Below are 25,987 nucleotides of genomic sequence, written 5' to 3'. Positions count from 1 at the left end.
CTTCTAGAGTCGTCGTGCTCGGCAGCGCCACACAGACACGGGGGCCCTGGCGCCGCACGAGCTCTCACCACTCTGGGCCCCAGCGGGGGAAACTCAAGTGAATCGAGCTTTACGCCCAGAGCGCCGGTCCGCGCTGCGCCGTGCCGGCGTCGCCGTGGCCTGCGCCTCCGTCATGGTCCTCGGCGGGCTGCCGGCCGCCATGCAGGCCGAGGCGAAGCCCAAGCCGCTCGACCCGGGCCTTCCCTGCTTCGAGTACTTCGATCTGCTCGAAGACGCGGCCGGCCTCCTCGACCTTCCGGAAGGCGACGCCTCGCGGGCCAAGTCCCAGTGGGACACGTACGAGTACGTCAACGAGGCCAAGAAGTGGGACGGGCTCCCGGCCCCGTCAGCGGACGATGAAGCCAGGCTCGGGAAGCTGACGACGAAGCCGCCGAAGTCCAAGCCGGTCGACCGGATCTACTGGACGTGGATCCAGGCCAAGAAGAAGGACCCGAAGAACTGGTCCCAGTGGGACCACTGGCGGGACGCCCGCTTCATCCGCAACTCCGGCAACGACCCGCGGGGCAAGGCGTTCGAGAAGAAGGTCATCAAGGACCACGGGCTGACGAGCAAGGACTGGATCTGCCAGAAGGAAGTGATCTTCGAGGACCCCGACACCGGGCAGAAGTACCGGCGCCAGCTCGACGCGTACAACCCCAAGACGGGCAAGATCCTCGAGGTCAAGGGAAACGGCGAGCTCACCGAGACGCAGAAGCCCAAGGACCGCGCCTGGGCCAAGGACCCCAAGTGGCGTGGCACGTCGTGGAAGTACGTCTTCGCCGAGCCGCAGACGAAGGGGTCGCGCGACTTCATCGAGGAGCAGCGCAGGACGGCGCAGACCAACGGGCGGGGAGTGACGGAGTACAACTACCGCTCCGACAAGGTGGAGAAGGCGCCCAGCGGGGGCGTGCGCTACAAGTCGACCAACATGCAGCCTCCGGGCAGGCCCGGCACCACGGGCGGCGGCGCGAGCGATCTCATCCGTGAGTCGCGGCCGACCCCGAAGGACATGAAGGAGTTCCTGGACCGCAAGAACCTGGCCGACCCCAGGCGGCTCTCCCCGCGGGGCCCTGGAGGGGTGGACTTCACCACCCTGGAGCTGCGGTACGTCGGCAAGCCCCAGAAGGGCAAGGGTCTGGACTACGGGTTCTCCGCCAAGCAGGACCCGACCGGAGAGGGCGGCTGGGGAGGCAAGGCGAAGTCCCAGCTCATCTCGGACGCGTTCTTCACCTGGCTCGCCCTCACGCCGGAGAAGTTCTGGGTGAACCTCAACCCGGACCAGCCGGACAAGATCATGGACTCGCAGTTCAGCAAGACCGACGCGGGCAGGGTCCTGCTGGAGTCCGACCTGGAGCTGAAGAAGGACTTCGCCTCCGCGATCAACCCGACGAAGCGGCCCGAGGCCGACCAGTACTGGAAGTCGCTGCCCCGCAACGACAAGGGCCAGCCCTGCTGGTTCCAGGTCCGCAACTGGATCGAGCCGAAGGAAGCGGTCGTCCGCGAGGAGAACGGCGGCATCCACATCCTGGATACGCCGCTGTCGGTCAAGGCCGAGTATCTGAAGATCGACAACATGCCCGGCGACCCCTACCTCTGCGACTTCAACGAAGCGGAGAAGGAGGCCACCGAGCGCCGGATGAACCGGCTGATCATGCCCGAGGTCGAGAAGCAGGTGAACACCTCGCCCCGCTACGCCGACCTGCGGCGCGTCTACACCGCCCGCGTGGCCGCGGAGTTCATCCGGCAGCAGGACGCCCAGAAGGCCACCGACTACCGCAAGATCATCAACAGCAACGACGTGAGCGCCTGGCCGCTGCGCGCCCCCAACCAGGACTGGACGAGGGACAAGGTCTACCAGGCGTATCTCGACTCGCTGAAGAAGGGGGAGGAGAGCTGGGAGCATGACGCCGGCGGCGGCCCGTACACCTACAGCGTCGGCGGCGTGGACTTCTCCAAGCAGCCGAAGCGCAACATGAGCAAGACGCGCTTCACGGTCGAGCACCGGAATCTGCCCAAGCAGACCCGGACCAGCGTGCGGACCCTCACCGACAACACCAAGGACGGCGAGGACAACCTGCTGCTGCTGGGCGGCAACACCGCGACCAGTGACGCCGGAGGCGGCGGGGGCGACGATCCGGACCCCACACCGACGCCGACTCCGACGGACAAGCCGAGCCCGACTCCGACGCCCACGGACAAGCCCACGGACAAGCCCACCGGGGGGCCGACGAGCCCGGCTCCGGACCCGTCCGGACATGGCGGCGGCGGCGGTGACAAGCCGGTGCCTCCCGCCAAGGACCCCGACGGTGACCTCGCGCACACCGGGTCCGACATTCCGCTGGGGCTGATCGCCTCGATCGCCGCGGCGCTCGCGGCGGCCGGAGCAGCCCTGACGTGGTGGAAGCGACGCCAGGGGCAGCGAGCCGCCGAGTAGGACCGGGCATCCGGACCGGCGAACGCGGCGGGGCCGCTCTTCCTCTTCGGGAAGGGCGGCCCTTCGCCGTACGGCCGCGGGTCGTCCGGGCGGATCAGCCGCCGACGTGGATGCCGGGGCGCCGCTCGGGGTCCGGTTCGTGCTCGCGGATGATCTCGCGGGTGACCGGCGCCGTGTCGCCGCGCCCGAGCAGGAAGTAGCGGAACATGTGCCTCAGCGGGCTGCCTTCGGCCCACGAGAAGTAGCAGTGCGGCTGGACGCCGGTGGTGTCGCGCAGGGCGAGCAGGATGGCGGCGATGGCGTTCGGGGCGGCGGGGGCCTCGGCGCGCAGGATCCGGTAGCCCGCGACCTCGACGCCGTGGACGTTGAGGGATTCGCTGAAGTCGGACGGGTCGACGACGTCGATCTCCAGGAACAGCACGTCGGCCGGGCCGGGAACCGGATTGTCGAGACGCTGCTCGCGCTCCTTGTCGGAGTACTCGGCCTCGTCCCCGGCCTGACGCCGGTTGGCGATGATGTTTATCGAGTTGTCGTGGGCGAGGGTGTCGGTGACGAACTGGCGGGCGGCCGGGTCGAAGACGATGCGGTCGGCCCGGAGTTCGGTGGTGCGCGAGACCCGTGAGACCAGCGACACGGTGATGATGCCGAGGATGAACAGGCCGGAGATGGCGATGCCCTCCGGCTTGTCGATGACGTTGGCGACCAGCGCGTACAGCAGCACCACGGTGAGCAGGCCGAAGCCCGTGGTGGCCGCGCGCCGGCGATTGCGGAGGACCGAGACGGTGACGGCGAACGCACCGGAGACCATCATCGCCAGGATTCCGGTGGCGTAGGCGCCGGCCTGGGCGTCGACGTCGGCGTCGAACCCGATCGTGATGACGACGCAGAGCACGGTGTACACCATGACGACGGGCCGCACCGCGCGTCCCCATTCCGGGGCCATGCCGTAGTCGGGCAGATAGCGCGGGACGATGTTGACCAGCCCCGCCATCGCGGACGCGCCCGCGAACCAGAGGATCAGGATGGTGCTGATGTCGTAGACGGTGCCGAAGGCCTCGCCGAGGTGCTCGTGTGCCAGCCAGGCCAGGGCCCGTCCGTTGGCCGCGCCGCCGGGCTCGAACTCCTTGTGCGGAATGAGCACGGTGGTCACGAAGCTCGCCGAGAGCAGATAGACGCTCATGGTGAGCGCGGCGGTGGTCAGCAGCCTGCGGGTGTTGCGGATGCGCGAGCGCAGCCGATGCTCGGGGTCGGAGCCCTCGGCGGAGACGAGCGGCATCATGCTCACGCCGGTCTCGAAGCCGGACAGGCCGAGCACCAGCAGCGGGAACGCCAGGAGCGCCGGCCCGGCCAGATCGCCGAGGCCGCCTCCGCCCTCGGCAAGGGAGTCGGTCCACGCCGACCACGCCCCCGCGTCGGTGAACACCTCGGCCAGTCCGGCGGCCACGATCACTGCGTTGAGCACCAGGAAGACGGCGACGAGCGGGATGGCCACGCTCAGGGCCTCGCTGAAGCCGAGCAGGAACACCCCGCCGAGGACGAGCAGCAACGCGACGGTGATGGCGACCTCATGACCGTGCAGAGCATGCGGCAAGTACGGGTTCTCGGTCACGTGGACCGAAGCGTCCGCCGCGGAGAGGGTGATCGTGATGATCCACGACGTCGCCACGAAGCCGAGCAGCGCGAGCACGAAGAGCTTGCCCCACCAGAACGGCAGCAGGTCCTCCAGCATCGCCACCGACCCGGCTCCGTGCGGGCTCTCCCGGGAGACCCGCCGGTACATCGGCAGCATCCCCACCAGCGTCAGGATCACGATCAGCAGTGTCGCGAACGGGGAGACGGCCCCTGCCGCGAGCGCCGCGATCGCGGGAACGTACGCCAGGCTGGAGAAGTAGTCGACTCCGGTCAGACACATCACCTTCCACCAGGCGTGCGTCTCCGTATGCGCCTCGACCGCCTCCGGCCCGACCGGCTGCACCCGGTGGCGCAGCATCCACCCTTCCAGGCCGCCGGCCGGCTGTGCCCGGAGAGCCGGGCTCTCCACCGTCTCCGGCACGGCCTGGCCGTCGTTGTCCGCCATCTCCCGGTCCGCCTCCACTGTCCGCGCCGCGTACCGCCACCGTCTCCACGGCCACCGTCTCCACGGCACCGTAACGAGCACCGAGTATGCGGGCCTTCGGCGGCGGCCATGCGGCCGGGGTGCAGAGCGTGCCGGTCTCCGGTTTCTTGACGCGTACGGATGCGGAGGCGGTGTGGGGTGCGTGCGGGGGAGCGCAGGGAGGAGAGACGTCCGACCGCCTTCCCTGCCGCCGCGGCGTTAGAGCGCCGTCAAAGTCGTGTGCCCGGCCGTATGGAAGCCATCAAGGACTGCCGCGGGCCCGCGGAACAGGCCTTTTCATCGAGAAGCCCGAACATTCCCGAACCTCTTCAGGAGTTCACGATGGCCGACGTGGCCTTCGTCGTCACCATGATCGCGGTCTTCGCGCTGGTGGCCGTCATAGCCAAGGGGGTGGCGAAGCTGTGAGCGCCGAGAACGTCGTCGGCCTCGTCGTGGCCGTCGCCCTGCTGGGGTATCTCGCCTTCGCCCTGCTGCACCCGGAGAGGTTCTGAGCCCTGATGAGCCCTTTCCTCGCCGGTGTGCTCCAGCTGCTCGCCCTGGTCGGCGCGCTGGCCCTGACGTACCGTCCGCTCGGCGACTACATGGCCGGCGTCTACTCGTCCACGATCCATCTGCGGGTGGAGAAGTGGATGTACAAGGCGGTCGGCGCCGACCCCGACACCGGGATGCGCTGGCCCGCCTATCTGCGCGGTGTCCTGGCGTTCTCCGCCGTGAGCCTCCTCTTCCTGTATCTGCTGCAACGCCTCCAGGGCGGTCTGCCCGGGTCGCTCGGCTTCTCGTCCATCGACCCGGACCAGGCGTTCAACACCGCCGCGTCCTTCGTCGCGAACACCAACTGGCAGTCGTACTACGGCGAACAGGCCATGGGGCACATCGTGCAGACCGGCGGTCTCGCGGTGCAGAACTTCGTCTCGGCCGCCGTCGGCATGGCCGTCGCCATCGCGCTCGTACGGGGCTTCGCGCGCTCCCGGAGCCATCGCGCGGCTCACGCGGCGGGGAGCCCCGACCGCACCGGCGAGCTCGGCAACTTCTGGGCGGACCTGGTGCGCGGAGTCGTCCGCATCCTGCTGCCGATCTCGGTTGTGGGCGCGATCGTGCTGGTCGCCTGCGGTGCCATCCAGAACTTCGCGGGCATCCACGAGGTCGGACAGTTCATGGGCGGCTCGCAGCAGTGGAACGGCGGCGCCGTGGCCTCCCAGGAAGCGATCAAGGAGCTGGGCACCAACGGCGGCGGCTACTTCAACGCGAACTCGTCCCATCCCTTCGAGAACCCCGACGCCTTCACCAATCTCTTCGAGATCTTCCTGATCCTGCTGATCCCGTTCGCATTGACGCGCACGTTCGGCCGGATGGTCGGCTCGCTGAGGCAGGGCTACGCGATCCTCGCGACGATGGCCACCATCTGGCTGGGCTTCGTCCTCCTGATGTGGTGGACCGAATTCGCCGGGCACGGACCGGCGTTGGAGCTTGCCGGCGGCGCCATGGAGGGCAAGGAGACCCGGTTCGGGATCGGCGCCTCGTCGATCTTCGCCGTGTCGACCACGCTCACCTCGACCGGGGCCGTGGACTCCTTCCACTCCTCGTACACCGGCTTCGGCGGCGGCATCACCATGCTGGGAATGCAGCTCGGCGAGATCGCCCCCGGCGGGGTCGGCTCCGGCCTCTACGGCATGCTGATCATGGCGGTGATCGCGGTCTTCATCGCGGGCCTGATGGTCGGCCGTACGCCCGAGTACCTGGGCAAGAAGATCGGGACCCGCGAGATCAAGCTGGCGGCCTGCTACATCCTTGTCACGCCGGCGCTGGTGCTCTGCTTCACCGCCGCGTCGATGGCGCTGCCCACTCCGGCGAACTCGATGACCAACTCCGGGGCGCACGGCTTCTCCGAGATCCTGTACGCCTTCACCTCGGGCGCCAACAACAACGGCTCCGCCTTCGCGGGCCTGAACGCCGACACCCAGTGGTTCAACACCACCATCGGCCTCGCGATGCTGCTCGGCCGCTTCGTACCGATGGTGTTCGTCCTGGCGCTGGCCGGCTCGCTGGCCGAGCAGCGGCCGGTCCCCGCCACCGCGGGCACCCTGCGCACCGAGAAGCCGCTCTTCACCGGCATGTTGGTCGGCACGATCATGATCGTCGCCGGTCTGACCTACTTCCCGGCGCTGGCGCTGGGACCGCTCGCCGAAGGGCTGGCGTGATGACCACCACGAGACAGAAACACGAGGAGCGCGGCTCCATGTCGACCGTCACTCCGACCCGTGCGCCGCACCAGGACGTGCCCACCGGTCACAGGCCCGGAAGCGGCAGCGGCCGCGTCGGCGGGGGGCTGTTCGACCCCAGGCAGCTGGTCGGATCGTTCCCGGACGCCGTACGGAAGCTCGATCCGCGGGTGATGGTCAAGTCCCCAGTAATGTTCGTGGTGTTGGCCGGCTCGGTGCTGACCACGGCCTTCGCGGTCACGAACCCCGCCGACTGGTTCGGCTGGGCGATCGCCGCCTGGCTGTGGCTGACGACGCTCTTCGCCAACCTCGCCGAGGCGGTGGCCGAAGGCCGCGGCAAGGCGCAGGCCGACACCCTGCGCAAGGCCAAGACCGGCACCGTCGCACGGCGGCTCAGCGGCGGTGCCGAGGAGCAACTGCCCGGCACGGAGCTGAACATCGGGGATCTGGTCGTCTGCGAGGCGGGCGACGTCATCCCGGGAGACGGCGACGTCGTCGACGGGGTCGCCAGCGTCGACGAGTCGGCCATCACCGGAGAGTCCGCGCCGGTCATCCGCGAGTCGGGCGGCGACCGCAGCGCCGTCACGGGCGGGACGCGGGTCCTCTCCGACCGCATCGTCGTCAAGATCACGACGAAACCGGGCGAGACGTTCATCGACCGGATGATCAAGCTGGTCGAGGGCGCCGCCCGCCAGAAGACACCCAACGAGATCGCGCTGAACATCCTTCTCGCGTCCCTCACCATCGTCTTCCTGCTCGCGGTCGTCACCTTGCAGCCGTTCGCGGTGTACGCGGGCCAGAAGCAGCCCATGGTCGTGCTGATCGCCCTCCTGGTCTGCCTGATCCCGACCACCATCGGCGCGCTGCTCTCCGCCATCGGCATCGCCGGCATGGACCGGCTCGTGCAGCGCAACGTGCTCGCGATGTCCGGGCGCGCGGTCGAGGCCGCCGGCGACGTGTCCACCCTGCTGCTCGACAAGACCGGCACCATCACCCTCGGAAACCGCCGGGCTGCCGAGTTCGTCCCGGTCGAGGGCGTCGACGAGGCCGAACTGGCCGATGCCGCACAGCTCTCCTCGCTGGCCGACGAGACACCCGAGGGGCGCTCGGTCGTGGTCCTCGCCAAGGAGAGATACCGGCTGCGCGAACGCGACCAGGGCGAACTCGTGCACGCGGAGTGGATCGCCTTCACCGCTCAGACCCGCATGTCGGGTGTGGACGTGGACGGGCGCCGGGTCCGCAAGGGCGCGACCGGCTCCGTCATCGCCTGGGTCGAGCAGCGGGGCGGGGTGGTCGCCGAGGACGCGGCGGCCACCGCCGACGCGATCTCGGAGGCCGGCGGCACCCCGCTGCTCGTCGCCGTGGAGGACGACCTGGGCGCGCGCGTCCTCGGCGTCGTCCATCTCAAGGACGTGGTGAAGGAGGGCATGCGGGAGCGCTTCGACGAGCTGCGCCGCATGGGCATCAAGACCGTGATGATCACGGGCGACAACCCCCTCACCGCGAAAGCCATCGCCGAGGAGGCCGGGGTGGACGACTTCCTGGCCGAGGCCACACCCGAGGACAAGATGGCGCTGATCAAGCGTGAGCAGGCTGGCGGCAAGCTCGTGGCGATGACCGGCGACGGCACGAACGACGCACCGGCCCTCGCGCAGGCGGACGTCGGGGTGGCCATGAACACCGGCACCTCGGCCGCCAAGGAGGCCGGGAACATGGTCGACCTCGACTCCAACCCGACCAAGCTCATCGAGGTCGTCGAGATCGGCAAGCAACTCCTCATCACCCGGGGTGCGTTGACCACCTTCTCGATCGCCAACGACGTCGCGAAGTACTTCGCGATCATTCCCGCCATGTTCGCCGTGGTCTATCCGGGCCTGGAGAAGCTCAACGTCATGGCCCTGACCTCGCCGCAGTCCGCGATCCTCTCCGCGGTGATCTTCAACGCGCTGATCATCGTGGCCCTGGTGCCGCTCGCCCTGCGGGGTGTGCGCTACCGGCCCACGAGCGCCGACAGGATGCTCCGCCGCAACCTCGGGATCTACGGCCTCGGCGGCCTGATCGCTCCCTTCGCCGGCATCAAGATCATCGACCTGCTCATATCCCTCATCCCCGGAATCGGCTGATCCGCCATGAACAACTCGATACGCAACACCACGCGACTGCTCGGGGCCGGGCTCCGCGCCCTGCTCGTACTGACGCTGCTGACGGGCGTCCTGTATCCCCTGGCGGTCACCGGCGTCGCGCAGGCCCTGTTCCACGACAAGGCCAACGGCTCGGAGGTCACATCGGACGGCAAGGTCGTCGGTTCCGAGCTCATCGGCCAGACGTACAACCTGCCGAAGAAGGACCCCGGCGACGACGAGGAAGCCCCGCGGCCGGACCTGAAGTGGTTCCAGCCGCGCCCGTCCAACGGACTGGGGACCAACCGCGTCAACACCCAGTACTCGCTCATCCTGTCCGGGGCCACCAACCGCTCCGCCGGCGACGAAGAGCTCGTCCAGTGGGTCAAGGACGCCAAGAAGGCCGTCATCTCGGACAACCGCGCGAAGGGCTACATACCCGGGCCGTCCGACGTGCCGGCCGACGCCGTCACCTCCTCCGCCTCGGGGCTGGACCCGCACATCTCCCCGCAGTACGCGGAACTCCAGGTCCACCGCGTCGCGGAGAGGAACGGCCTGCCCCTCGAACGGGTCCGGCAGCTGGTCGAGGACCACACGGACACACGGATCCTCGGCTTCATGGGCGAGCCCCGGGTCAACGTCCTCCAGCTCAACATCGACCTCAAGGAACTCGCCCGGAAGTGAACGGGGTTCGGTCCGACCCCACCTACTCGCTTGTCACGCAGGACGGAAAGGCGGCGCACCGATGACCCGGGTGCTGGTAGTGGAGGACGAGATACAGCTCGTCCGGGCGCTGGAGATCAACCTGAAGGCACGCAAGTACGAGGTGGCCGCCGCCCGGGACGGGGCGACGGCTCTCCGGACCGCCTCCGAGCGGCCCCCGGACGTCGTCCTGCTGGACCTCGGTCTGCCCGACATGGACGGCATCGAGGTGATCAGGGGGCTTCGCAGCTGGACGCGGATGCCGATCCTGGTGGTCTCGGCCCGCCAGACGTCGGACGAGAAGGTCGAGGCGCTCGACGCCGGCGCGGACGACTACATCCCGAAGCCCTTCAGCATGGACGAACTGCTGGCCCGGCTGCGGGCGGCGAGCCGCCGGGCCGAGGCGGGCGGGCCCGCGGACCATTCGGCGATCATCGCGACCGAGGAGTTCACCGTCGACCTGCGGGCGAAGAAGGTCGACCGCCGTGGCAAGGACGTCCGCCTCACCCCGACCGAATGGCATCTCCTGGAGATGCTGATCCTCAACCGGGGCCGGATGGTCAGCCAGATGAGGCTCCTGAAAGAGGTGTGGGGCCCCACGTACGGCACACAGGCCAACTACCTCCGCGTCTACATGGCACAGCTCAGGCGCAAGCTCGAAGCGGACCCCGCACACCCCCGCCACCTCATCACCGCCCCGGGGATGGGCTACCGCTTCGAAGAGTGACGTCAACTCCCTCCGGCAGCCGCCGAGATGAGCAGACACCCCCGTAACCAGTTCGTTCGACCGCAAGGACCGGGACCATGGCACGCGGCAAGCTCCGGATCTATCTCGGCGCCGCTCCGGGCGTCGGCAAGACCTACGCGATGCTCTCCGAGGCGCACCGCCGCAGCGAGCGCGGCACCGACTGCGTCGTCGCGTTCGTCGAGCACTACAACCGGCCCCGCACCGAGGTGATGCTGCACGGCCTGGAGCAGGTGCAGCGGCGGGAGCTGGAGTACAGGGGCACCTCCTTCGCGGAGATGGACGTGGACGCGGTCCTGGAACGCCGGCCCTCCGTCGCCCTCGTCGACGAACTCGCGCACACCAACGTCCCCGGCTCGCGCAACACCAAGCGCTGGCAGGACGTCGAGGAACTGCTCAACGCGGGCATCAGCGTCATCTCCACGGTCAACATCCAGCACCTGGAGTCGCTGGGCGACGTGGTCGAATCGATAACCGGCGTACGGCAGCGGGAGACCGTTCCGGACGAGGTGGTCCGCAGAGCCGACCAGATAGAGCTGGTCGACATGTCCCCGCAGGCGCTGCGGCGCCGGATGGCCCACGGGAACATCTACAAGCCCGACAAGATCGACGCGGCGCTCTCCAACTACTTCCGCCCCGGCAACCTCACCGCCCTGCGGGAGCTGGCGCTTCTGTGGGTGGCGGACCGGGTCGACGAGTATCTGCGCGAGTACCGCGGCGAGCACGGCATCCGCTCCACCTGGCAGGCCCGGGAGCGCATCGTCGTCGGGCTCACCGGCGGCCCGGAGGGACGTACGCTCATACGCCGCGCCGCCCGGCTTGCCGAGAAGGGCGCCGGGGGCGAGGTGATGGCGGCGTACATCGGGCGCAGCGACGGGCTCACCTCCGCGTCCCCGAAGGAACTGGCAGTCCAGCGCACGCTCGTCGAGGACCTGGGCGGCACCTTCCACCACGTCATAGGGGACGACGTCCCCTCGGCCCTGCTGGAGTTCGCGCGCGGTGTCAACGCCACGCAGGTCGTCCTCGGCTCCAGCCGCCGCAAGACCTGGCAGTACATCTTCGGGCCCGGCGTCGGGGCGACGGTGGCACGCGACTCGGGTCCCGACCTCGACGTCCACATCGTCACCCACGAAGAGGTGGCTCAGGGGCGGGGACTGCCCGTCGCCCGGAGCGCGCGTCTCGGCCGCTCCCGGATCATCTGGGGCTGGCTCGTGGGCATCGCGGGTCCCGTGCTGCTGACGCTGCTGCTCAACAAGGCCGCCCCGGGCGTCGGACTCGCCAACGACATGCTGCTGTTCCTGACGCTCACGGTCGCGGCGGCCCTGGCCGGCGGGCTCCTTCCCTCGCTCGCCTCCGCCGCCTTCGGCTCGGTGCTGCTGAACTACTACTTCACCCCGCCACTGCACCGCCTGACCATCGCCGACCCCGAGAACATCGTCGCCCTCGTGATCTTCGTGGGGGTGGCGGTGTCCGTCGCCTCCGTCGTCGACCTCGCCGCACGGCGCACCCACCAGGCCGCCCGGCTGCGCGCGGAGTCCGAGATCCTCTCGTTTCTCGCGGGGAGCGTGCTGCGGGGCGGGACGAGTCTTGAGGCGCTGCTCGACCGCGTACGAGAGACCTTCAACATGGAGTCGGTCGCGCTGCTGGAGCGGGAGAGCGACACCGCGCCATGGACCTGTACGGGGAGCGTGGGGAACGCCCGTCCGCTGCGGCGGCCCGAGGACGCGGACGTGGACGTGCCCGTCGGCGACCACATGGCGCTCGCCCTGTCCGGCCGGGTCCTGCCCGCGGAGGACCAGCGGGTGCTGTTCGCCTTCGCCGCCCAGTCGGCCGTCGTACTGGACCGGCAGCGCCTCCTCGGCCAGGCCGAACAGGCCCGCGCGCTCGCCGAGGGCAACCGCATCAGGACGGCGCTGCTCGCCGCGGTCAGCCACGACCTGCGCACTCCGCTCTCCGGCATCAAGGCGGCGGTCACCTCGCTGCGCTCCGACGAGGTCGAGTGGTCCGAGGAGGACACGGCCGAGCTTCTGGCCGGCATCGAGGACGGCGCCGACCGGCTGGACAACCTGGTCGGCAATCTCCTCGACATGTCCCGGCTGCACACTGGGACCGTCACGCCGCTCATCCGCGAGGTGGACCTCGACGAGGTCGTACCGATGGCGCTGGGCGGAGTGACGGACGCGGAGGTCGAGTTGGACATCCCGGAGAACCTGCCCATGGTCGCCGTGGACGCGGGCCTCCTGGAGCGGGCCGTCGCCAACATCGTCGAGAACGCCGTCAAGTACAACCCGGAGGGCAGGCGAGTGCTCGTGTCGGCCAGCGCGATGGCCGACCGCGTCGAGGTGCGCGTCGTGGACCAGGGCCCCGGTGTCCCGGACGAGGCGAAGGACCGGATCTTCGCACCGTTCCAGCGCTACGGAGACGCACCCCGCGGAACCGGGGTGGGCCTCGGCCTCGCGGTCGCCCGTGGCTTCGCGGAGGCCATGGGCGGCACCCTCGCCGCCGAGGACACCCCCGGCGGCGGCCTGACGATGGTGCTGACACTGAGCTCCGCGGCGGGCCACCCTCCGGCCCACCCCGACCTCCCGGCGACCGCCACGTCGTGATCGCCGGCCGGCCGGAGTCGCCCGTCGGCAGGCGGTCTTGACGGCGCTCAGGAGGCAGGGCGCGTCGTGGCGGCGGCCTCAGTCGCTGCCGGGGGCGGGCTTGGTCGTGGCGGGCGCGGAGCCCACGGCGTCGCAGCGGGGGACGCTGCCGGGAGGCGCGCAGTTGGTGGGGGTGTTCTTGAAGACGGCGCTCCTGATGAGGTTCACCTTGGGCAGCTCCTGCTTGGTGGAGCTGTCCGCCTTCTTCTGCTCACGTTCGGGGCTCCCGGTCGGACGGATGATGACGCCGAAACCGCGCCCGTCGTTGTTGATGCCGCCGCCCTGGGTGGCCCCGCCGTTCGCGGTGTTGCGGGTGACCACGCTCTTGTACAGCGTGGTCGGCTCATGGAACCCGATGAAGATGCCGCCGCCGGACGTCTCGGCGATGTTGCCCCTGACCCGGGTGGAGTTCAGGCGCAGCGGCCCGGCCTGGGAACCTGATCCGCTGCTGATGGTCATCGTCATGATGCCGGCCCCGATCCCGCCCCTGCCTTCGCCGACGTTGTTGCCCGCGACGGAGGCGCCGTTCAGCGTGGTGTCGCCCGCGTTCGCGAGGCCGCCGGCCCAGGCCGCGGCCGTGTTGTCGTTGAAGGCGCCGCCACGCATCGTCATCTTGCCGCTAGTGGCGACCGCACCGGCGACCTCGCTGCTGTTGTCCCTGACCGTGGTGTTCTTCAGGGCGAGGGTTCCCACGTTGTTCCAGATCCCGCCGCCGAGGAAGCGGGAACTGTTGTTCCTGACCGTCGAGTCGGTGAGCGTCAGCCGGCCGTGGTCGTTGAAGAGGCCCCCGCCGGCCGCGGCGAAGCCGCTGCCGGACGCGTCACCGCCGCGCACGGTGAGCGAGTCCAGGCTGAGGTCGCCGGTCTGCGTCACGTGGAAGACGCGGAAGGCACCGGAGGCGCTGGGAGCGCGCTGGACGATGGTGTCCTCTCCGGAGATCCGCACCTTGCCGGTGATCTCCGGCAGACCGTCGTCGGTGTTGTCGGCCGCCGTGAGGGAGTACGTACAGCGAGGGGCCAGGACGATGGTGCCGCCGCCGGTGTTCGCGTCCTCGATGGCCGCCTTGAGCGCGGCGATGTCGTTGCATGGCACGCGGAACTGCGCCTGTGCGTGCGCCTGTCCGGCGGGCATGAGGGTCAGGCACAGGCCGAGGCCTGTGACGGCGGTCAGGGTCACGCGTCTGAGCGTCTGGGTCATGCGGCTTCCCTTCGCTGTGGGGGTGGGCGAGTGGGCAAGGCGGACGGGACCTCGTGACGCCGGTCCTGGAGCGCCTCCGCCCCGGGCGCCACGGGCCGACACTCAGAGCTGTATAGGAAGCGGACACTCACCGCATGTGCGGTTGAACCGTCTGGCCTCCGCCCCGAACTCCCCGACTCCTCTCAGGCGCTCGTGAGGACGACGAGCTGCCGCGTCGCCCGGGTCATCGCCACATAGCGGTCGACGGCCCCCTCGATGCCCGTGCCGAACTCCTCCGGATCGACGAGGACTACGAGGTCGAACTCGAGCCCCTTCGCGAGCTGCGGAGTCAGCGAGCGGACGCGCGACGCCGCCCGGAACGCGCCCTCTGGGAGGTCCCGGTCCCCGGCGGCGATGACGCATGCGGTCCCGTCCGCGTGCGTCGCGAGCCAGGAGTCGAGGATCGAGCTGAGCTGCGAAGCGGCTCCGTGTACGACGGGGAGGCCGCCGCTGCGTACGGACAGGGGCACGTTGGCGTCCGGGAGCGCGGCCCTGATGACCGGCTCGGCCTCCGCCATGATCTCCTCCGGCGTCCGGTAGTTGATGCTCAGTGAGGCCGGACGGACCCGGTCGAGGCCGACCCGGCGGAGCCGCTCCTCCCACGACTCGGTGAACCCGTGCCTGGCCTGTGCACGGTCCCCGACGACGGTGAAGCTCCGGGACGGGCACCGCAGCAGCAGCATCTGCCACTCCGCGTCGGTCAGCTCCTGGGCCTCGTCCACGACGATGTGCGCGAACGGGCCGGCGAGACGCTCCGGGCCGGTGCGCCGGCCGGGAGACGGGAGGGAGGCCTCGTCGAGCAGGGTGTCCTGGAGGTCCTGCCCGCGCAGCATCGTCACCGCGCCCTCGCCGTCGTCGTCGGCTTCGAGGATGTCGTCGATGACGTCGGCCCTGCGCTCGCGTTCGGCGGCGGCGGACGCGTCCTGCCGCCGCCTGCGCAGCGACGCCTCCGGGTCGCCCAGCCGCTGCCGTGCCGCGTCGAGGAGCGGCAGATCGGACACCGTCCAGGCCTGGGCGTCCTCGCGCTGCAACGCCCGGACGTCGTCGGGGCCGAGCCAGGGCGCGCACATCCGCAGATAGGCGGGCACCGACCACAGGTCCCCGACGACGTCGGCCGCTTCGAGCACCGGCCATGCGCGGTAGAGGGCCCTGAGCAGCTCCCTGTCGTGCAGCAGCGACGTGCGGAGCAGATCGGGCGGCACGCCGTCGTCGTGCTTGCCGGCCACGATCGTGAGCAGCTCCTCCCAGATCTGGTCGCGCGCCTCGTTGTGCGGAGTACCGGGCTCTGCCGCTTCGAAGGCCGCGGCCCAGTCCCCGGCGCTCAGCCAGACGTCGGACCAGTGGGTCGAGACCGTCATCCCCTCCGTGGGCGGCTCCTCGTAGAACCTGACGGCCGTCTCGATCGCCTTCACCATGTCCGCGGACGACTTCAGCCGGGCCGCCTCCGGGTCGGTCTCGACCGCCGCTCCGGCTCCCTCGGCGACCAGGTCCCGCAGGGTGCAGGTCTGCACGCCCTCCTCGCCGAGGCTGGGAAGGACGTCCTCGACGTACGCCAGATAGGGCTCGTGCGGGCCGACGAACAGCACGCCGCCGCGGCGGTGGCCGAGGCGCGGGTCGGAGTAGAGGAGGTAGGCGGCGCGGTGCAGGGCGACGACGGTCTTCCCCGTGCCCGGACCGCCGTCGACGACGAGAGCGCCGCGGGAGCCCGCCCGGATGACGGCGTCCTGGTCGGCCTGGATGGTGCCGAGCACGTCCCGCATCCGTGCCGAACGGTGGCCGCCCAGGCTGGCGATGAAGGCGGACTGGTCGTCGAGCGCGGCGTGGCCCTCGACGAGGCGTCCGTCCGGCCCGTCTCCTGCAAGACCGTCGGCGGTGAACACCTCGTCCCAGTAGTCGCTGATCCGGCCACGGGTCCAGCGGTATCTGCGGCGGCTCGCGAGGCCCATCGGGTTGGCGTGGGTGGCTCCGAAGAACGGCTCGGCCGCCTGGGACCGCCAGTCGACAAGCAGACGGCGTCCCGCGCTGTCCTTGAGGCCGAGCCTGCCGACGTACACGGGCTCGCTGCCGTCCGCGGCGACCATGTGCCCGAGGCACAGGTCCAGGCCGAAGCGGCGCAGGGCGCGCAGGCGTGCGGTCAGCCGGTGGATCTCCGTGTCGCGGTCCATCGCCGCGCGTCCGGCCCCGCCGGGTGCCCTGCGCGCGGCGTCGAGGCGGTCGGACAGCTCCGCGATCGTCTCGTCCAGGCACCGCGCGATGGCCGCGAAGTGCTGCTCGTCGCCGCCGATCAGCTTCGGGTCGGCCTTGGGGGAGAGGCGGTCGGGAAGGTCGAAGGCATGGGTCGTCAGAGGGTTCACGTCATCAGCTCCGATCTGGTGCCGCATGCGGTCGCCGCGCGCGGCAATGCGTCTGGGCCGGCGTGACGAACCCGGGGTCATGGCGAGCGGCGCACAGCCTGAGGGACTGGTGGCCCCCGGCTCCCGCGGCTCGTGGCGCCGCCGTTCGGCTCAAGTGGCCGCCGTGGCCGGCCGGTTGGGGTCTTCCGGGTCGCGGCACGGCGACCCGGTGTGGTTCACGCCGGGACCGGCGCACTCTCCGGGCCGCCGACCTCGTCGACCAGCAACTTCGCGGCGACCGCTGCTCCGTCGGTACGGATCGACCCGGCCACGGCCGTCGCCCGCGCGCGGGTCTCCGGGGTCAGGGCCCTGCCGAGCGCGGCGGACAGCGACCCGGCGGTCGGCACCGGACCGTCGTGCGCCGCCCCGATGCCCAGGTCGGCCACGCGGCCCGCCCAGTACGGCTGATCCGCCAGCTGCGGAACCACCACCTGGGGCGTACCGGCACGGGCAGCGGTCGTGGTCGTACCGGCGCCGCCGTGGTGCACGACCGCCGCCACCCGCGGAAACAGCGCCTGCTGATTGACCTCGCCGACGACGAAGCAGTCCGTCCCCTCGTCGATCGGGGTCAGATCCGCCCAGCCGCGGGCCACCACCGCGCGGCGGCCCTGGGCGCGGACCGCCTCGACCGCGATCTGGGCGACGTCCGCCGACGCGTGCATGGGCATGCTGCCGAAGCCCACGTACACCGGTGGTGTGCCGGCGTCCAGGAACGCCGCCAACTCGGCCGGGAGCGGGCGCTCGTCCGGGAGGATCCACGCGCCGGTCTGTACGACGTCGAGATCCGAGGGCCGCCGCCAGGGATCCAGAAGCGGGTCCGTCGCCAGCCACGGCCGGTCGCCTACGACGTGATCACGTACGTCGTCCACGGGCGGCAGGCCGTTCGCCACCCGGCTCGCATTGAGCCCTTCACGGAAGAGCGCGTTGACGCTCTGGGCGTCCAGGTCCCACAGCGCCCGGTTGTCGGTGACCTCCGGCGGGAGCGGACGGCCCGGGTACGCCAGCGGCGCCCGGTGCGGCGACGGCAGCGTGAGCTGCTGGAAGGTCACGGACACCGACCGGATGCCCAGCTTCTCGGCCACCGACAGCGCTCCGGCCGCGGCGGGCATCATGCCCGTCGCCACCAGCACGTCACACCCCTCGGCCGCCGCGGTGACCCCGTCGAACTGGGCGGCGATCAACTCGGCCGCGTACCGGGGGATGGACGACGGCTCGGGGGCCTCGGCCGTCCGCTCGCGCGCCGACGGGCCGACCGGCACCAGCGGCACACCGGCGTCGGCCAGCCGCCGTGCGAAGTCCTCGTCCGGCGGCGCGCACATCCGCACTTCCGCGCCGAGCGACCGCAGTCGCACGGCGAGTGCCACGAGCGGTTCGACGTCGCCCCGCGACCCGTACGTCGACAGCAGCACACGCATTCCGGTCCCCCGTTTCCGCAGGTCCTGGCTTCGGCCGGCAATTCTGCGGTACGACGGGGGCCTTGCCGCAAGCCCCCCGGTGCGCTATACGTTGAGAGTGGCAAGGAGAGGGAAACCCCTCCTTGCCTTTGCTCTTTCACCGGTCGTCTCCGCCTCTGGAACGTCGGAGACCCGCCCGGACACGCGAACCGGCCGCAGGAATGCGGTTGTTCGCCGTACCGCTCCGGCATAGCGTGCGGCAGTGGATCTCTTCTCACGCTCCTGGACGGCACTGCGCGCGGCCGTCGCCGACATCCCGGACGAGGACTTCGAGCGGCCGTCGGGCTGCGCGGGCTGGCTCGTGCGGGATCTGGTGTGCCACCTGGTCATCGGCGCCCAGGACGTTCTGATCACCCTGGTCACCCCCGCCGAGACCGAACCGACCGCGGATGCGGTCACCTACTGGAAGCTCGTCGGGCCCCCGACCGGTGAGGATCCGCTCGACGCGCTGATCCCGCGCCTCGCCGCCGCATACGGCGAGCCGCGCTGGCTCAAGTTCCACCTCGACGACGTGGGGTCCGCCGCGGGCCGCGCCGCCGGACTCGCCGATCCCGCCGCCCTGGTCGGCACGCGCGACGAGGTCCTGACCGCAGGCGACTACCTCTCCGCGTACGTGCTCGAATGGACGCTGCACCACCTGGACTTGGTTGCGAACCTGCCGTCGGCGGCCGGGCCGCCCGCCGAAACCCTCGCGGCGGCACGCGAGTTGCTGGAGAAGGTCGCCGGGACCTCGTTTCCCGCCTCGTTCTCCGACGAGGACGCGCTGCTGACCGGCACCGGGCGTCGTACGCCGGCCGACGAGGAGAAGGCCGCGCTGGGCGACTTCGCCGCGAGGCTCCCGCTCGCCCTCGGCTGAGCCCCCCCCGCCGCCCAGCGCGCCGTACCCGTCGCCCGATGACGCCAACTGCGGGCTCGCCCACGGGTGTTCGGCGAGTGCCCGGGCGGCTGCCCGACGGCGGCGCCGTCGATCCGTACCGGCAGGTCAGCCGGTGCGTGTTCCTCACCCCGCATGAGTCCCGGGTGTGATGTGTGCCCTGTGCAACTACGAGCGAGTGCGCCATCATGGCGGCTGTCTCGATCAACGGGAAACGCCGATGACAACCTGCCAGGATCCGCACACCGCGCCCACGCCTCCCGTCACCCGCCCACCACGCGGCCTCTCGGCCGCGACGTTCGTCAGCAGCTTCGACCGGTTCGTCATCAGCCCCATGCTCGTCCCGATCGCCGCCGGCATGGGCGTTCCGCTCGCGACGGCGGTCACCACCGCGAGCGGCTACTTCCTTGCGTACGGGCTGTCGCAACCGCTGTGGGGCGTGCTCTCCGACCGGTTCGGGCGCGTCCGCATCGTGCGCGGGACGCTGCTGGCCGCGGCGGTGGCCGGGGTGGTTTCCGCGTTCGCCCCCACCATGGCCGTGCTGGCGGTGGCGCGCATCGTCGCCGGGGCGTTCTTCGGCGCCGTGGTGCCGACGTCGCTGACGTACGTGGGCGACACGGTCTCCGCCGGGCGGCGTCAGCGGGCGCTGTCGGACCTGATGGCGTCGATGGCGCTGGGCACCGCGATCGCCACGGCGTTCGGCGGCGTGCTGGCTCATCTGCTCGACTGGCGTGTGGTGTTCGCCACGTCCGGCGCGTGCGCGGTGCTGTGCTTCTTCGCCCTGCGCGCGCTCCCGGAACCGCCGCGCCCGCCCGCCGCCGGGGTCCGTGAGAACCTCCGCGCGGTGCTGCGCAACCGCTGGGCGCTGCTGGTGTTCGGGCTGGTCTTCGTGGAGGGCGCCGTGCTGCTCGGCACGATGACGCTGCTGGCCGCGGCACTTCAGGAGCGCGGTGTGAGCGCGGCCGTCGCGGGGCTCGCGACCGCGGCCTTCGGCGTCGGCGTGCTGGGGTTCTCGCTGCTGGTGAAGAGGCTGACCGGCCGGATACCGGTCTGGTGGCTCATGGCCCTCGGCGGTGCGCAGATGTGCCTCGGATACGGCATCGTCGCGGGCCGCGTGGGGCTCGTGACCGTCGCGGTCACGGCGCTGCTCCTCGGCGGCGGCTGGTCGTTCATGCACTCGTCGTTGCAGACGTGGGCCACGTCGGTCGCGCCGCAGGCGCGCGGCACGGCGGTCGCCTTCTTCGCGGCGGCGCTGTTCATCGGCAGTTCCGTCGCCGTGTCCGCCGCCGGTCCGCTGGCGCAACACGGCCGGTACGGGCTGCTGTTCGGCATCGCCTGCGCCCTGTCGGTGCCGCTGACCGTCGCGGCGGTGGTGTGCCGCCGCCGCTGGCCCGGGCGTTGACGTGCCGCGGCGGCTCCCGGCGCCCCGGCTCGGGCCGAGGTTCCGTGCGGGTGGGCGGCCTGGTTCGATGGGTTCCGTGAGCACTCGGCAAGCTGGTCCCTCGGTCGCGGTCGTGCCGCTGACGGCCGCCCACGCCGAGCAGGTCCTGGAGATCTACCAGGCCGGAATCGACGAAGGCGACGCGACGTTCGAGACGGCCGCCCCCACATGGGAGGCGTTCGACGCCGCCAAGCTTCCTGAACACCGGTTCGTCGCCGTGGAGCCGGACGAGGACGGCGGCGCCCAGGGTGCCGGTGGGAGCGGTGGCGCCGGTGGCGGCGGACGCGTGCTGGGCTGGATCGCCGTCGCTCCGGTCTCGTCCCGCGCCGTCTACGCCGGCGTGGTCGAGCACTCGGTGTACGTACATCCCGCGGCGCGCGGCCGGGGCGTGGCCCGAGCCCTGCTGGAAGCCGTCATCGCCTCGACCGAGGCCGCGGGCGTCTGGACGATCCAGGCGGGCATCTTCCCCGAGAACGAGGCCAGCATCGCCCTCCATCTGCGCCTCGGCTTCCGCGTCGTCGGCGTCAGCGAGCGCATCGGCCGTCACCACGGCAGGTGGCGCGACGTGCAACGGCTGGAGCGCCGCAGCCCCGTGGTCCACTGAGATCGCGCCGGGTCAACTGCCCGCCCGTCATGGTCCGTTCGGGCGCCCGGCCGAGTGGGGCCGCTCCCGCGATGAGTTCCGGCCGGGTCGCTGGTCGTTTCTGGTGACCGCCGTCGTACGTCGTCATGCGCCATCGGACGCCGTACGGCGCTCCCCGGCACGAGAGACCACGGAGGACACCATGACGACCACGCCGAGTGACCCGGCCGACGCGCTGCCCGGCCGCCCTCCCGTCGTGGACCTGGCCACCTGGCAGAAGGCCCGTGACGAGCTTCTGGTCCGCGAGAAGGCCCACACCCACGAGGGCGACGCCATCGCCGCGGCCCGCCGCCGGCTGCCGATGGTGGAGTTCGACGGGACGGTCGAGGTCGTCGGGCCCGACGGGCCGGTCCCGTTCCTGGACCTGTTCCAGGGCCGCGACGAGCTCGTGGTCTACAAGCACATGTGGCACGACGGCGCACCGCACCAGGGGCAGTGCGAGGGCTGCACCACCGCGGCCTGGCATCTGAAGGACGCCGTGTACCTCAACGCCCGCGGCGTCTCGTTCGCCATCGTGACCACGGGCCGCTGGGACGAGGTGGCCCCTTTCGTGGAGTTCATGGGCTACACCCAGCCCTGGTACTCGGTGCGCGGCGTGGACGGGCCGGCCGGCGGCGAGATGGGTTACATCACCAGCTACCTGCGCGACGGCGACCGTACGTTCCTCACCTACTCCACGACGGGCCGCGGCAACGAGGTGTTCAACGGGACCTTCGGCCTGCTCGACATGACGCCGTACGGCCGCGGCGAGGCGTGGGAGGACAACCCTGACGGCTGGCCCGAGGGGAACCACGCGTGCTGGTACTGGCGCACGGACGCGGACGGGAACGCCACCTGGGGCCCGGCCAGCCGCCCCGTGCCGCAGTGGACCCGTCCCGGCGCGACCCCCGTGGAGACCCTCGGCCGCCAGGGCGACTGTCACTGACGTGCCTTCGCCGACGCCGTGGGCGAAGGTTCCGGCAGAGGTGCGGGTACCGTCCCGGCCCTCCCTCAATAGGCGCGCGTGGCGACCGTCATCCCGGCGGCGCGCAGGCGGCCGACGAGGGCGTCGCCGAGGCCGGTGGCCGGGGTGAGCACTCCGCCGCCCGGCCCCGGCAGGGCGTCCCGGTCGAGTACGAGCGCCAGGGCGGACTCCCCGAGCATGACGGCCGTCGCCTTGTAGCCCGGGTCGCCCTGGGCCTGGAAGCGGGCCGCGTAGCGGGCCCCGGTCGTGGTGACGGTGAAGGTGTCGAAGGTGAAGTGGCCCTTTTCGCGGGTCCGCGCGTCCGGGCCGTCGCCCGGGGCGGGCAGGGCCTTGTCCAGCAGCGGACGGACGGGACGCAGCGCCAGCCCCGCCACGAGGGCACCCATGGCACCGGCCGTACCCGCGGCGACGAGCGGGGAGAGCACCGGCGGGCCGAGGCGCATGGCCTCGCGGTAGCGGAAGCGGGCGCCGTACGCGTGGCCGCGCAGCGCGGCGCTGCGGCGGACGATCCGGGTGTTGAAGGGAGCCATGGGGAAGGGCGCGAGGACTCCGCGCAGCGGAGTGCCCGCCGTCGAGCCGCGGGCGATGAACAGGTCGTCCTGGCGGCCGAGTTCAGGCTCGGCGGCGCGGTCGGGGCTGAGGGTGTACGGGTCCATGGCGAGGCGGCGGGCGTCCCGGTCCTGCTTCATGACGTCGATCTGGCGGCGCAGCGAGTCGATGGTGCCGCCGCTGACGCCGCCGCTCACCGCGGTGAGCACCGAAGTGGTGTCGGTCAGTTCGCCGTTGCCGTCGGCCCGGACCTTCTCGTGGAGGACGTGGACGTTGACGTCGGAGGGGATCGAGTCGAATCCGCAGGCGTGGACGACGCGGGCGCCGGTGGAGGCCGCGGTCTCGTGGTGGGCGTCGATGCTCTCGCGGACGAAGAGCGCCTCGCCGCACAGGTCCAGGTAGTCGGTGCCGGAGCGGGCGCAGGCGCCGACCAGTTCGCGGCCGTATCGCGCGTACGGGCCGACGGTGGTGACGACGACATGGGAGGCGTCCGCGATCTTCTCCAGCGCGGCGCGGTCGTGCGCGTCGGCGGCGAACAGGGACAAGCCGCCCGCGGGTTGCCCCGACTCCTCCGCCAACTCCTCGCGCAGCGCCGCGAGTTTCTGCTCGCTGCGTCCGGCCAGCGCGATGCGGGTCCCCTCGGGAGCGCTGCGGACGAGGTGGCGCGCGACGAGGCCGCCGACGAAGCCGGTCGCACCGTAGACGGTGACGTCGACGTCTCGTACGCGGCCGGGCGGGGTGGTATCCGTCATGGCGGCTGGTCCTTCCGGGCTCCGGGGCTTGCGGACGCACGCACGTGCCAACGTATCGGCAGCGGAGACCCGGCCCGCGTGCGGACCGGGTCCCGTACCCCTGGGGCCGCCACGCCCCCGCCGCACCCGGGCTCAGTAGAGGTGTGCCGGATCGACCTGGTTGCGGAGCGGGCGGCCGTCGAGATAGCGGCGGAGGTTGTCGCAGAAGATGTCGGTGAGCAGCTTGTTGGCGGTGCCTCCGGTGGTCATGGCCGTCGCGTGGTAGCCCAGCAGCACGTTCGGGAGGTCCCACAACGGGCTGTCGACGGGCAGGGGTTCGGTCTCGGTGACGTCCAGGGCCGCGCCGGAGAGATGGCCCGAGCCCAGGGCCGCGATCAGCGCCGGTTCGTCGATCACCGCGCCCCGGCCGACGTTGACGACGTACGAACCCGGCTTCATGGCCTTGATGAGCGGAGCGTCGAAGAGGTGGTGCGTCTGCGGCGTCGCGGGGAGCGTCACGACGACGTAGTCGGCCTCGGCCACCGCCTCCGCCAGTCCCTCCGCCGGATGGACGCTGCTGAGCAGCCAGGTGTTCTCGCTGCCCCGGCCCGTGCCCCGGCCGAGGGCCGTGCCCCGCCCGGTCACGGAGCGGCGGACTCCCGTGAGCCGGCAGCCGAACGGATGCAGGCAGCGGGCGACTTCCTCACCGATGCTGCCCATGCCGACGATGCAGACGGTCTTGTCCTTGAGCGTGCCGGTGGCCGCGGTGTGCCAGTACCTCTCGCGGCGCTGCCTGCCCAGCCGGTCCAGGTCCTTCACGTGCGCGAGGATCGCGGCGACCGTGAACTCCGCGAGAGGGCCGGAGAAGATGCCGCTGCCCGTGGTGACGGTGACTCCAGCCTCCAGAAGTCCCGTACCGGCGACGGCCTCACCGGCACCCGCCGCGCCCGCCTGCAACCATCGGAGCCCGGGGGCGGACGCCTGGAGCGTGTCCAGGTCGTCGAGGTGGATGTCGAGGATCACCTCCGCCTGCGCCAACTGCTCCTGCCAGGCCCGCTCTTGCTCCGGAGTACGGCTGAAGTCCCGCGGCTCGGGCAGGGATTCTTCCCGGTAGAGCAGTCGCCGCCGCCCCTGCGGCGGTGGCAGCATCTCCGTGTCGTACAGGACGCGGACGCGCGGGTCCGACTCCCGTATGCGCTCGACGTGTTCGGGTTCGAGCCAGCTCTTGATCAGTACGTCGACCATGGTGCGGTTCATTCCTCGGGTGTCCGACGGGAGGAGCCTCGTCCGAGCCGGAAGAGGCGTCAGGCGGCGGCCGGTCGCGTGATCGGACGGCGCACCCCGACCAGTAGCAGACTCCGGCCCGCGCCGCGATGACACCGGCCGTGTAGAAGGCGTGACGATGCCGGTGCCCGGTGCCCGGTGCCCGGTGTCCGGTGCCCGGTGCCCGGTGCGCGCCGTAGCCGGCGCTCCTGAGCAGCCTGCGCGGTGCAGCGGGTGGGCGGCTGCCGAGGCGACGGCGCGGCCGACGCACAGGGGCGCTCTTCCGCACGGGCCGGTCCGGGCGCACGCTGAATCCATGCAGCAGACCACGACGGACACGGCCCGGGCCGAGGGACGCGCTCGACTCGCCCTCGCCCAGCAGGAGTTCGACCCCGAAGTCGTCTACCTCAACACCGCCTCCCTGGGCCTTCCGCCGCGCCGCTCCCTCGCCGCCCTGCACGCGGCCGAGGACGAGTGGCGCAGGGGCAGGGCGAGCCCGGCGGCCTACGACGCCCCGCTCGCCGCGGCCCGTGCGGCCTACGCGTCCCTCGTCGGCGTCGACACGTCGTCCGTGGCCGTCGGCAGCCAGGTCAGCGCCTTCGTGGGGCTGGTCGCCGCGTCGCTGCCGGACGGGAGCGAAGTCCTCACCGCGGCAGGGGAGTTCACGAGCGTCGTCTTCCCCTTCCACGCGCAGTCCCCGCGGGGCGTACGCGTACGGGAAGTGCCGTTGGACTCCCTCGCAGATGCGGTGACGCCCCGTACGTCCCTGGTGGCCGTCGCCGCCGTCCAGTCCGCGGACGGCCGCCTCTCCGACCTCGGCGCACTGGAGGCGGCCTGCGAGGCGAACGGCGCGCGCATGCTGCTCGACACGACACAGGCGGTCGGCTGGCTGCCCGTGGACGCGAGCCGCTTCGCCTACACCGTCGACGGCGGCTACAAGTGGCTGCTGGCCCCGAGGGGCACCTGCTTCTTCACCGTTCGGAGCGAGTACATCGACGATCTGATCCCGCACTCCGCCGGCTGGTACGCGGGCGAGGAGCGCTGGGAGAGCCTCTACGGCGCTCCGCTGCGGCTCGCGAAGGACGCGCGGCGCTTCGACGTCTCCCCCGTGTGGCACGCCTGGGTCGCCCAGGCCGCGTCCCTCGACCTGCTCACCGGCATCGGCACGGACGCGCTGCACGAGCACGCCCTCGGCCTCGCGAACCGCTTCCGCGCTGCCGTGGGCCTGCCGGAGGGCGACTCCGCGATCGTCAGCGCGGCCGTCGAGGCGGACACGCCGAGGGCGCTGGAGCGCGCGGGCGTCGTGGGCAGCACACGGGCGGGGCGCATGCGGCTTGCGTTCCACCTCTACAACACCGAGGCCGACGCGGACCGCGCCGCCGAGGTCGTCGAGGGGCGGCTGACGGCGGAGCAGTGAAC

At 71.3% G+C, this 25,987-nt stretch carries 19 protein-coding genes; 13 read left to right on the top strand and 6 right to left on the bottom strand.

Annotated elements, in window-relative coordinates:
- Nucleotides 1–97: 97 nt before the first annotated feature.
- The gene (locus QQM67_RS18810) at nucleotides 98–2,473 is read left to right on the top strand and encodes a hypothetical protein (protein ID WP_314175072.1); all 2,376 of its coding nucleotides are present in this window, start codon (nucleotides 98–100) and stop codon (nucleotides 2,471–2,473) included.
- A 94-nt stretch (nucleotides 2,474–2,567) separates the two neighbouring features.
- Here QQM67_RS18810 and QQM67_RS18805 read toward each other — a convergent pair whose 3' ends face one another.
- Nucleotides 2,568–4,550: an APC family permease gene (locus QQM67_RS18805; RefSeq protein ID WP_314175071.1), complete on the bottom strand. Its 1,983-nt coding sequence runs from the start codon at nucleotides 4,548–4,550 to the stop codon at nucleotides 2,568–2,570.
- A gap of 270 nt (nucleotides 4,551–4,820) precedes the next feature.
- On the opposite strand from QQM67_RS18805, the gene QQM67_RS18800 reads away from it, so the two are divergent.
- The 7 genes from QQM67_RS18800 to QQM67_RS18770 all read left to right on the top strand — a co-directional run bounded on the left by QQM67_RS18800 (nucleotide 4,821) and on the right by QQM67_RS18770 (nucleotide 12,981).
- Entirely contained in the window at nucleotides 4,821–4,994 is a 174-nt protein-coding gene (locus QQM67_RS18800; protein ID WP_314175070.1) for a hypothetical protein, read from the top strand.
- On the top strand, nucleotides 4,991–5,080 hold the full coding sequence (gene kdpF / locus QQM67_RS18795) for a K(+)-transporting ATPase subunit F (RefSeq protein WP_314175069.1): 90 nt from the start codon (nucleotides 4,991–4,993) through the stop codon (nucleotides 5,078–5,080). The genes QQM67_RS18800 and kdpF overlap by 4 nt, the downstream gene beginning before the upstream one ends.
- Nucleotides 5,081–5,086: 6 nt before the next feature.
- Entirely contained in the window at nucleotides 5,087–6,787 is a 1,701-nt protein-coding gene (gene kdpA, locus QQM67_RS18790) for a potassium-transporting ATPase subunit KdpA (RefSeq protein ID WP_314175068.1), read from the top strand.
- Nucleotides 6,787–8,931, top strand: a complete 2,145-nt coding sequence (gene kdpB, locus QQM67_RS18785; protein ID WP_314175066.1) for a potassium-transporting ATPase subunit KdpB — start codon at nucleotides 6,787–6,789, stop codon at nucleotides 8,929–8,931. Before kdpA ends, kdpB begins: the two co-directional genes overlap by 1 nt.
- A gap of 6 nt (nucleotides 8,932–8,937) precedes the next feature.
- Nucleotides 8,938–9,612, top strand: a complete 675-nt coding sequence (locus tag QQM67_RS18780; RefSeq protein WP_314175065.1) for a potassium-transporting ATPase subunit C — start codon at nucleotides 8,938–8,940, stop codon at nucleotides 9,610–9,612.
- A gap of 61 nt (nucleotides 9,613–9,673) precedes the next feature.
- Nucleotides 9,674–10,357: a response regulator gene (locus tag QQM67_RS18775; RefSeq protein ID WP_314175064.1), complete on the top strand. Its 684-nt coding sequence runs from the start codon at nucleotides 9,674–9,676 to the stop codon at nucleotides 10,355–10,357.
- 77 nt (nucleotides 10,358–10,434) lie between these two features.
- Nucleotides 10,435–12,981, top strand: a complete 2,547-nt coding sequence (locus QQM67_RS18770) for a sensor histidine kinase KdpD (RefSeq protein ID WP_314175063.1) — start codon at nucleotides 10,435–10,437, stop codon at nucleotides 12,979–12,981.
- 78 nt (nucleotides 12,982–13,059) lie between these two features.
- Here QQM67_RS18770 and QQM67_RS18765 read toward each other — a convergent pair whose 3' ends face one another.
- The 3 genes from QQM67_RS18765 to QQM67_RS18755 all read right to left on the bottom strand — a co-directional run bounded on the left by QQM67_RS18765 (nucleotide 13,060) and on the right by QQM67_RS18755 (nucleotide 18,064).
- Nucleotides 13,060–14,217, bottom strand: coding sequence for a hypothetical protein (locus tag QQM67_RS18765; RefSeq protein WP_314175062.1), 1,158 nt, complete (start codon nucleotides 14,215–14,217; stop codon nucleotides 13,060–13,062).
- A gap of 182 nt (nucleotides 14,218–14,399) precedes the next feature.
- Nucleotides 14,400–16,610, bottom strand: coding sequence for an RNA polymerase recycling motor ATPase HelR (helR, locus tag QQM67_RS18760; RefSeq protein ID WP_314175061.1), 2,211 nt, complete (start codon nucleotides 16,608–16,610; stop codon nucleotides 14,400–14,402).
- Between the two features lie 215 nt (nucleotides 16,611–16,825).
- Complete coding sequence (locus tag QQM67_RS18755; RefSeq protein ID WP_314175060.1) at nucleotides 16,826–18,064, bottom strand: glycosyltransferase; 1,239 nt, start codon at nucleotides 18,062–18,064, stop codon at nucleotides 16,826–16,828.
- Between the two features lie 241 nt (nucleotides 18,065–18,305).
- Here QQM67_RS18755 and QQM67_RS18750 point away from each other — a divergent pair, with 241 nt between their 5' ends.
- From QQM67_RS18750 to QQM67_RS18735, 4 genes are all read left to right on the top strand, one after another.
- Nucleotides 18,306–18,959, top strand: a complete 654-nt coding sequence (locus tag QQM67_RS18750) for a maleylpyruvate isomerase N-terminal domain-containing protein (RefSeq protein ID WP_314175059.1) — start codon at nucleotides 18,306–18,308, stop codon at nucleotides 18,957–18,959.
- Between the two features lie 238 nt (nucleotides 18,960–19,197).
- Nucleotides 19,198–20,379 carry an MFS transporter gene (locus QQM67_RS18745; RefSeq protein WP_314175058.1) on the top strand — a complete coding sequence of 394 codons (1,182 nt, stop codon included), beginning with the start codon at nucleotides 19,198–19,200 and terminating at the stop codon, nucleotides 20,377–20,379.
- A 76-nt stretch (nucleotides 20,380–20,455) separates the two neighbouring features.
- Complete coding sequence (locus tag QQM67_RS18740) at nucleotides 20,456–21,022, top strand: GNAT family N-acetyltransferase (protein ID WP_314175057.1); 567 nt, start codon at nucleotides 20,456–20,458, stop codon at nucleotides 21,020–21,022.
- A gap of 181 nt (nucleotides 21,023–21,203) precedes the next feature.
- Nucleotides 21,204–21,986, top strand: a complete 783-nt coding sequence (locus tag QQM67_RS18735; RefSeq protein ID WP_314175056.1) for a DUF899 domain-containing protein — start codon at nucleotides 21,204–21,206, stop codon at nucleotides 21,984–21,986.
- 65 nt (nucleotides 21,987–22,051) lie between these two features.
- Here QQM67_RS18735 and QQM67_RS18730 read toward each other — a convergent pair whose 3' ends face one another.
- Both QQM67_RS18730 and QQM67_RS18725 read right to left on the bottom strand, forming a co-directional pair.
- The gene (locus tag QQM67_RS18730; RefSeq protein WP_314175055.1) at nucleotides 22,052–23,326 is read right to left on the bottom strand and encodes a saccharopine dehydrogenase family protein; all 1,275 of its coding nucleotides are present in this window, start codon (nucleotides 23,324–23,326) and stop codon (nucleotides 22,052–22,054) included.
- A gap of 132 nt (nucleotides 23,327–23,458) precedes the next feature.
- Complete coding sequence (locus QQM67_RS18725; protein WP_314175053.1) at nucleotides 23,459–24,562, bottom strand: D-2-hydroxyacid dehydrogenase; 1,104 nt, start codon at nucleotides 24,560–24,562, stop codon at nucleotides 23,459–23,461.
- A 322-nt stretch (nucleotides 24,563–24,884) separates the two neighbouring features.
- On the opposite strand from QQM67_RS18725, the gene QQM67_RS18720 reads away from it, so the two are divergent.
- Nucleotides 24,885–25,985 (top strand): aminotransferase class V-fold PLP-dependent enzyme, encoded by a 1,101-nt coding sequence (locus QQM67_RS18720; protein ID WP_314175052.1) that lies wholly within the window; start codon nucleotides 24,885–24,887, stop codon nucleotides 25,983–25,985.
- Nucleotides 25,986–25,987: the final 2 nt, after the last annotated feature.

The sequence above is a fragment of the Streptomyces winkii genome (assembly GCF_032248595.1).
GTDB classification, from domain to species: domain Bacteria; phylum Actinomycetota; class Actinomycetes; order Streptomycetales; family Streptomycetaceae; genus Streptomyces; species Streptomyces winkii.
The sequence above is the reverse complement of the archived record's forward strand: the minus strand, read 5'-3'. Positions and strand labels throughout refer to the sequence as shown.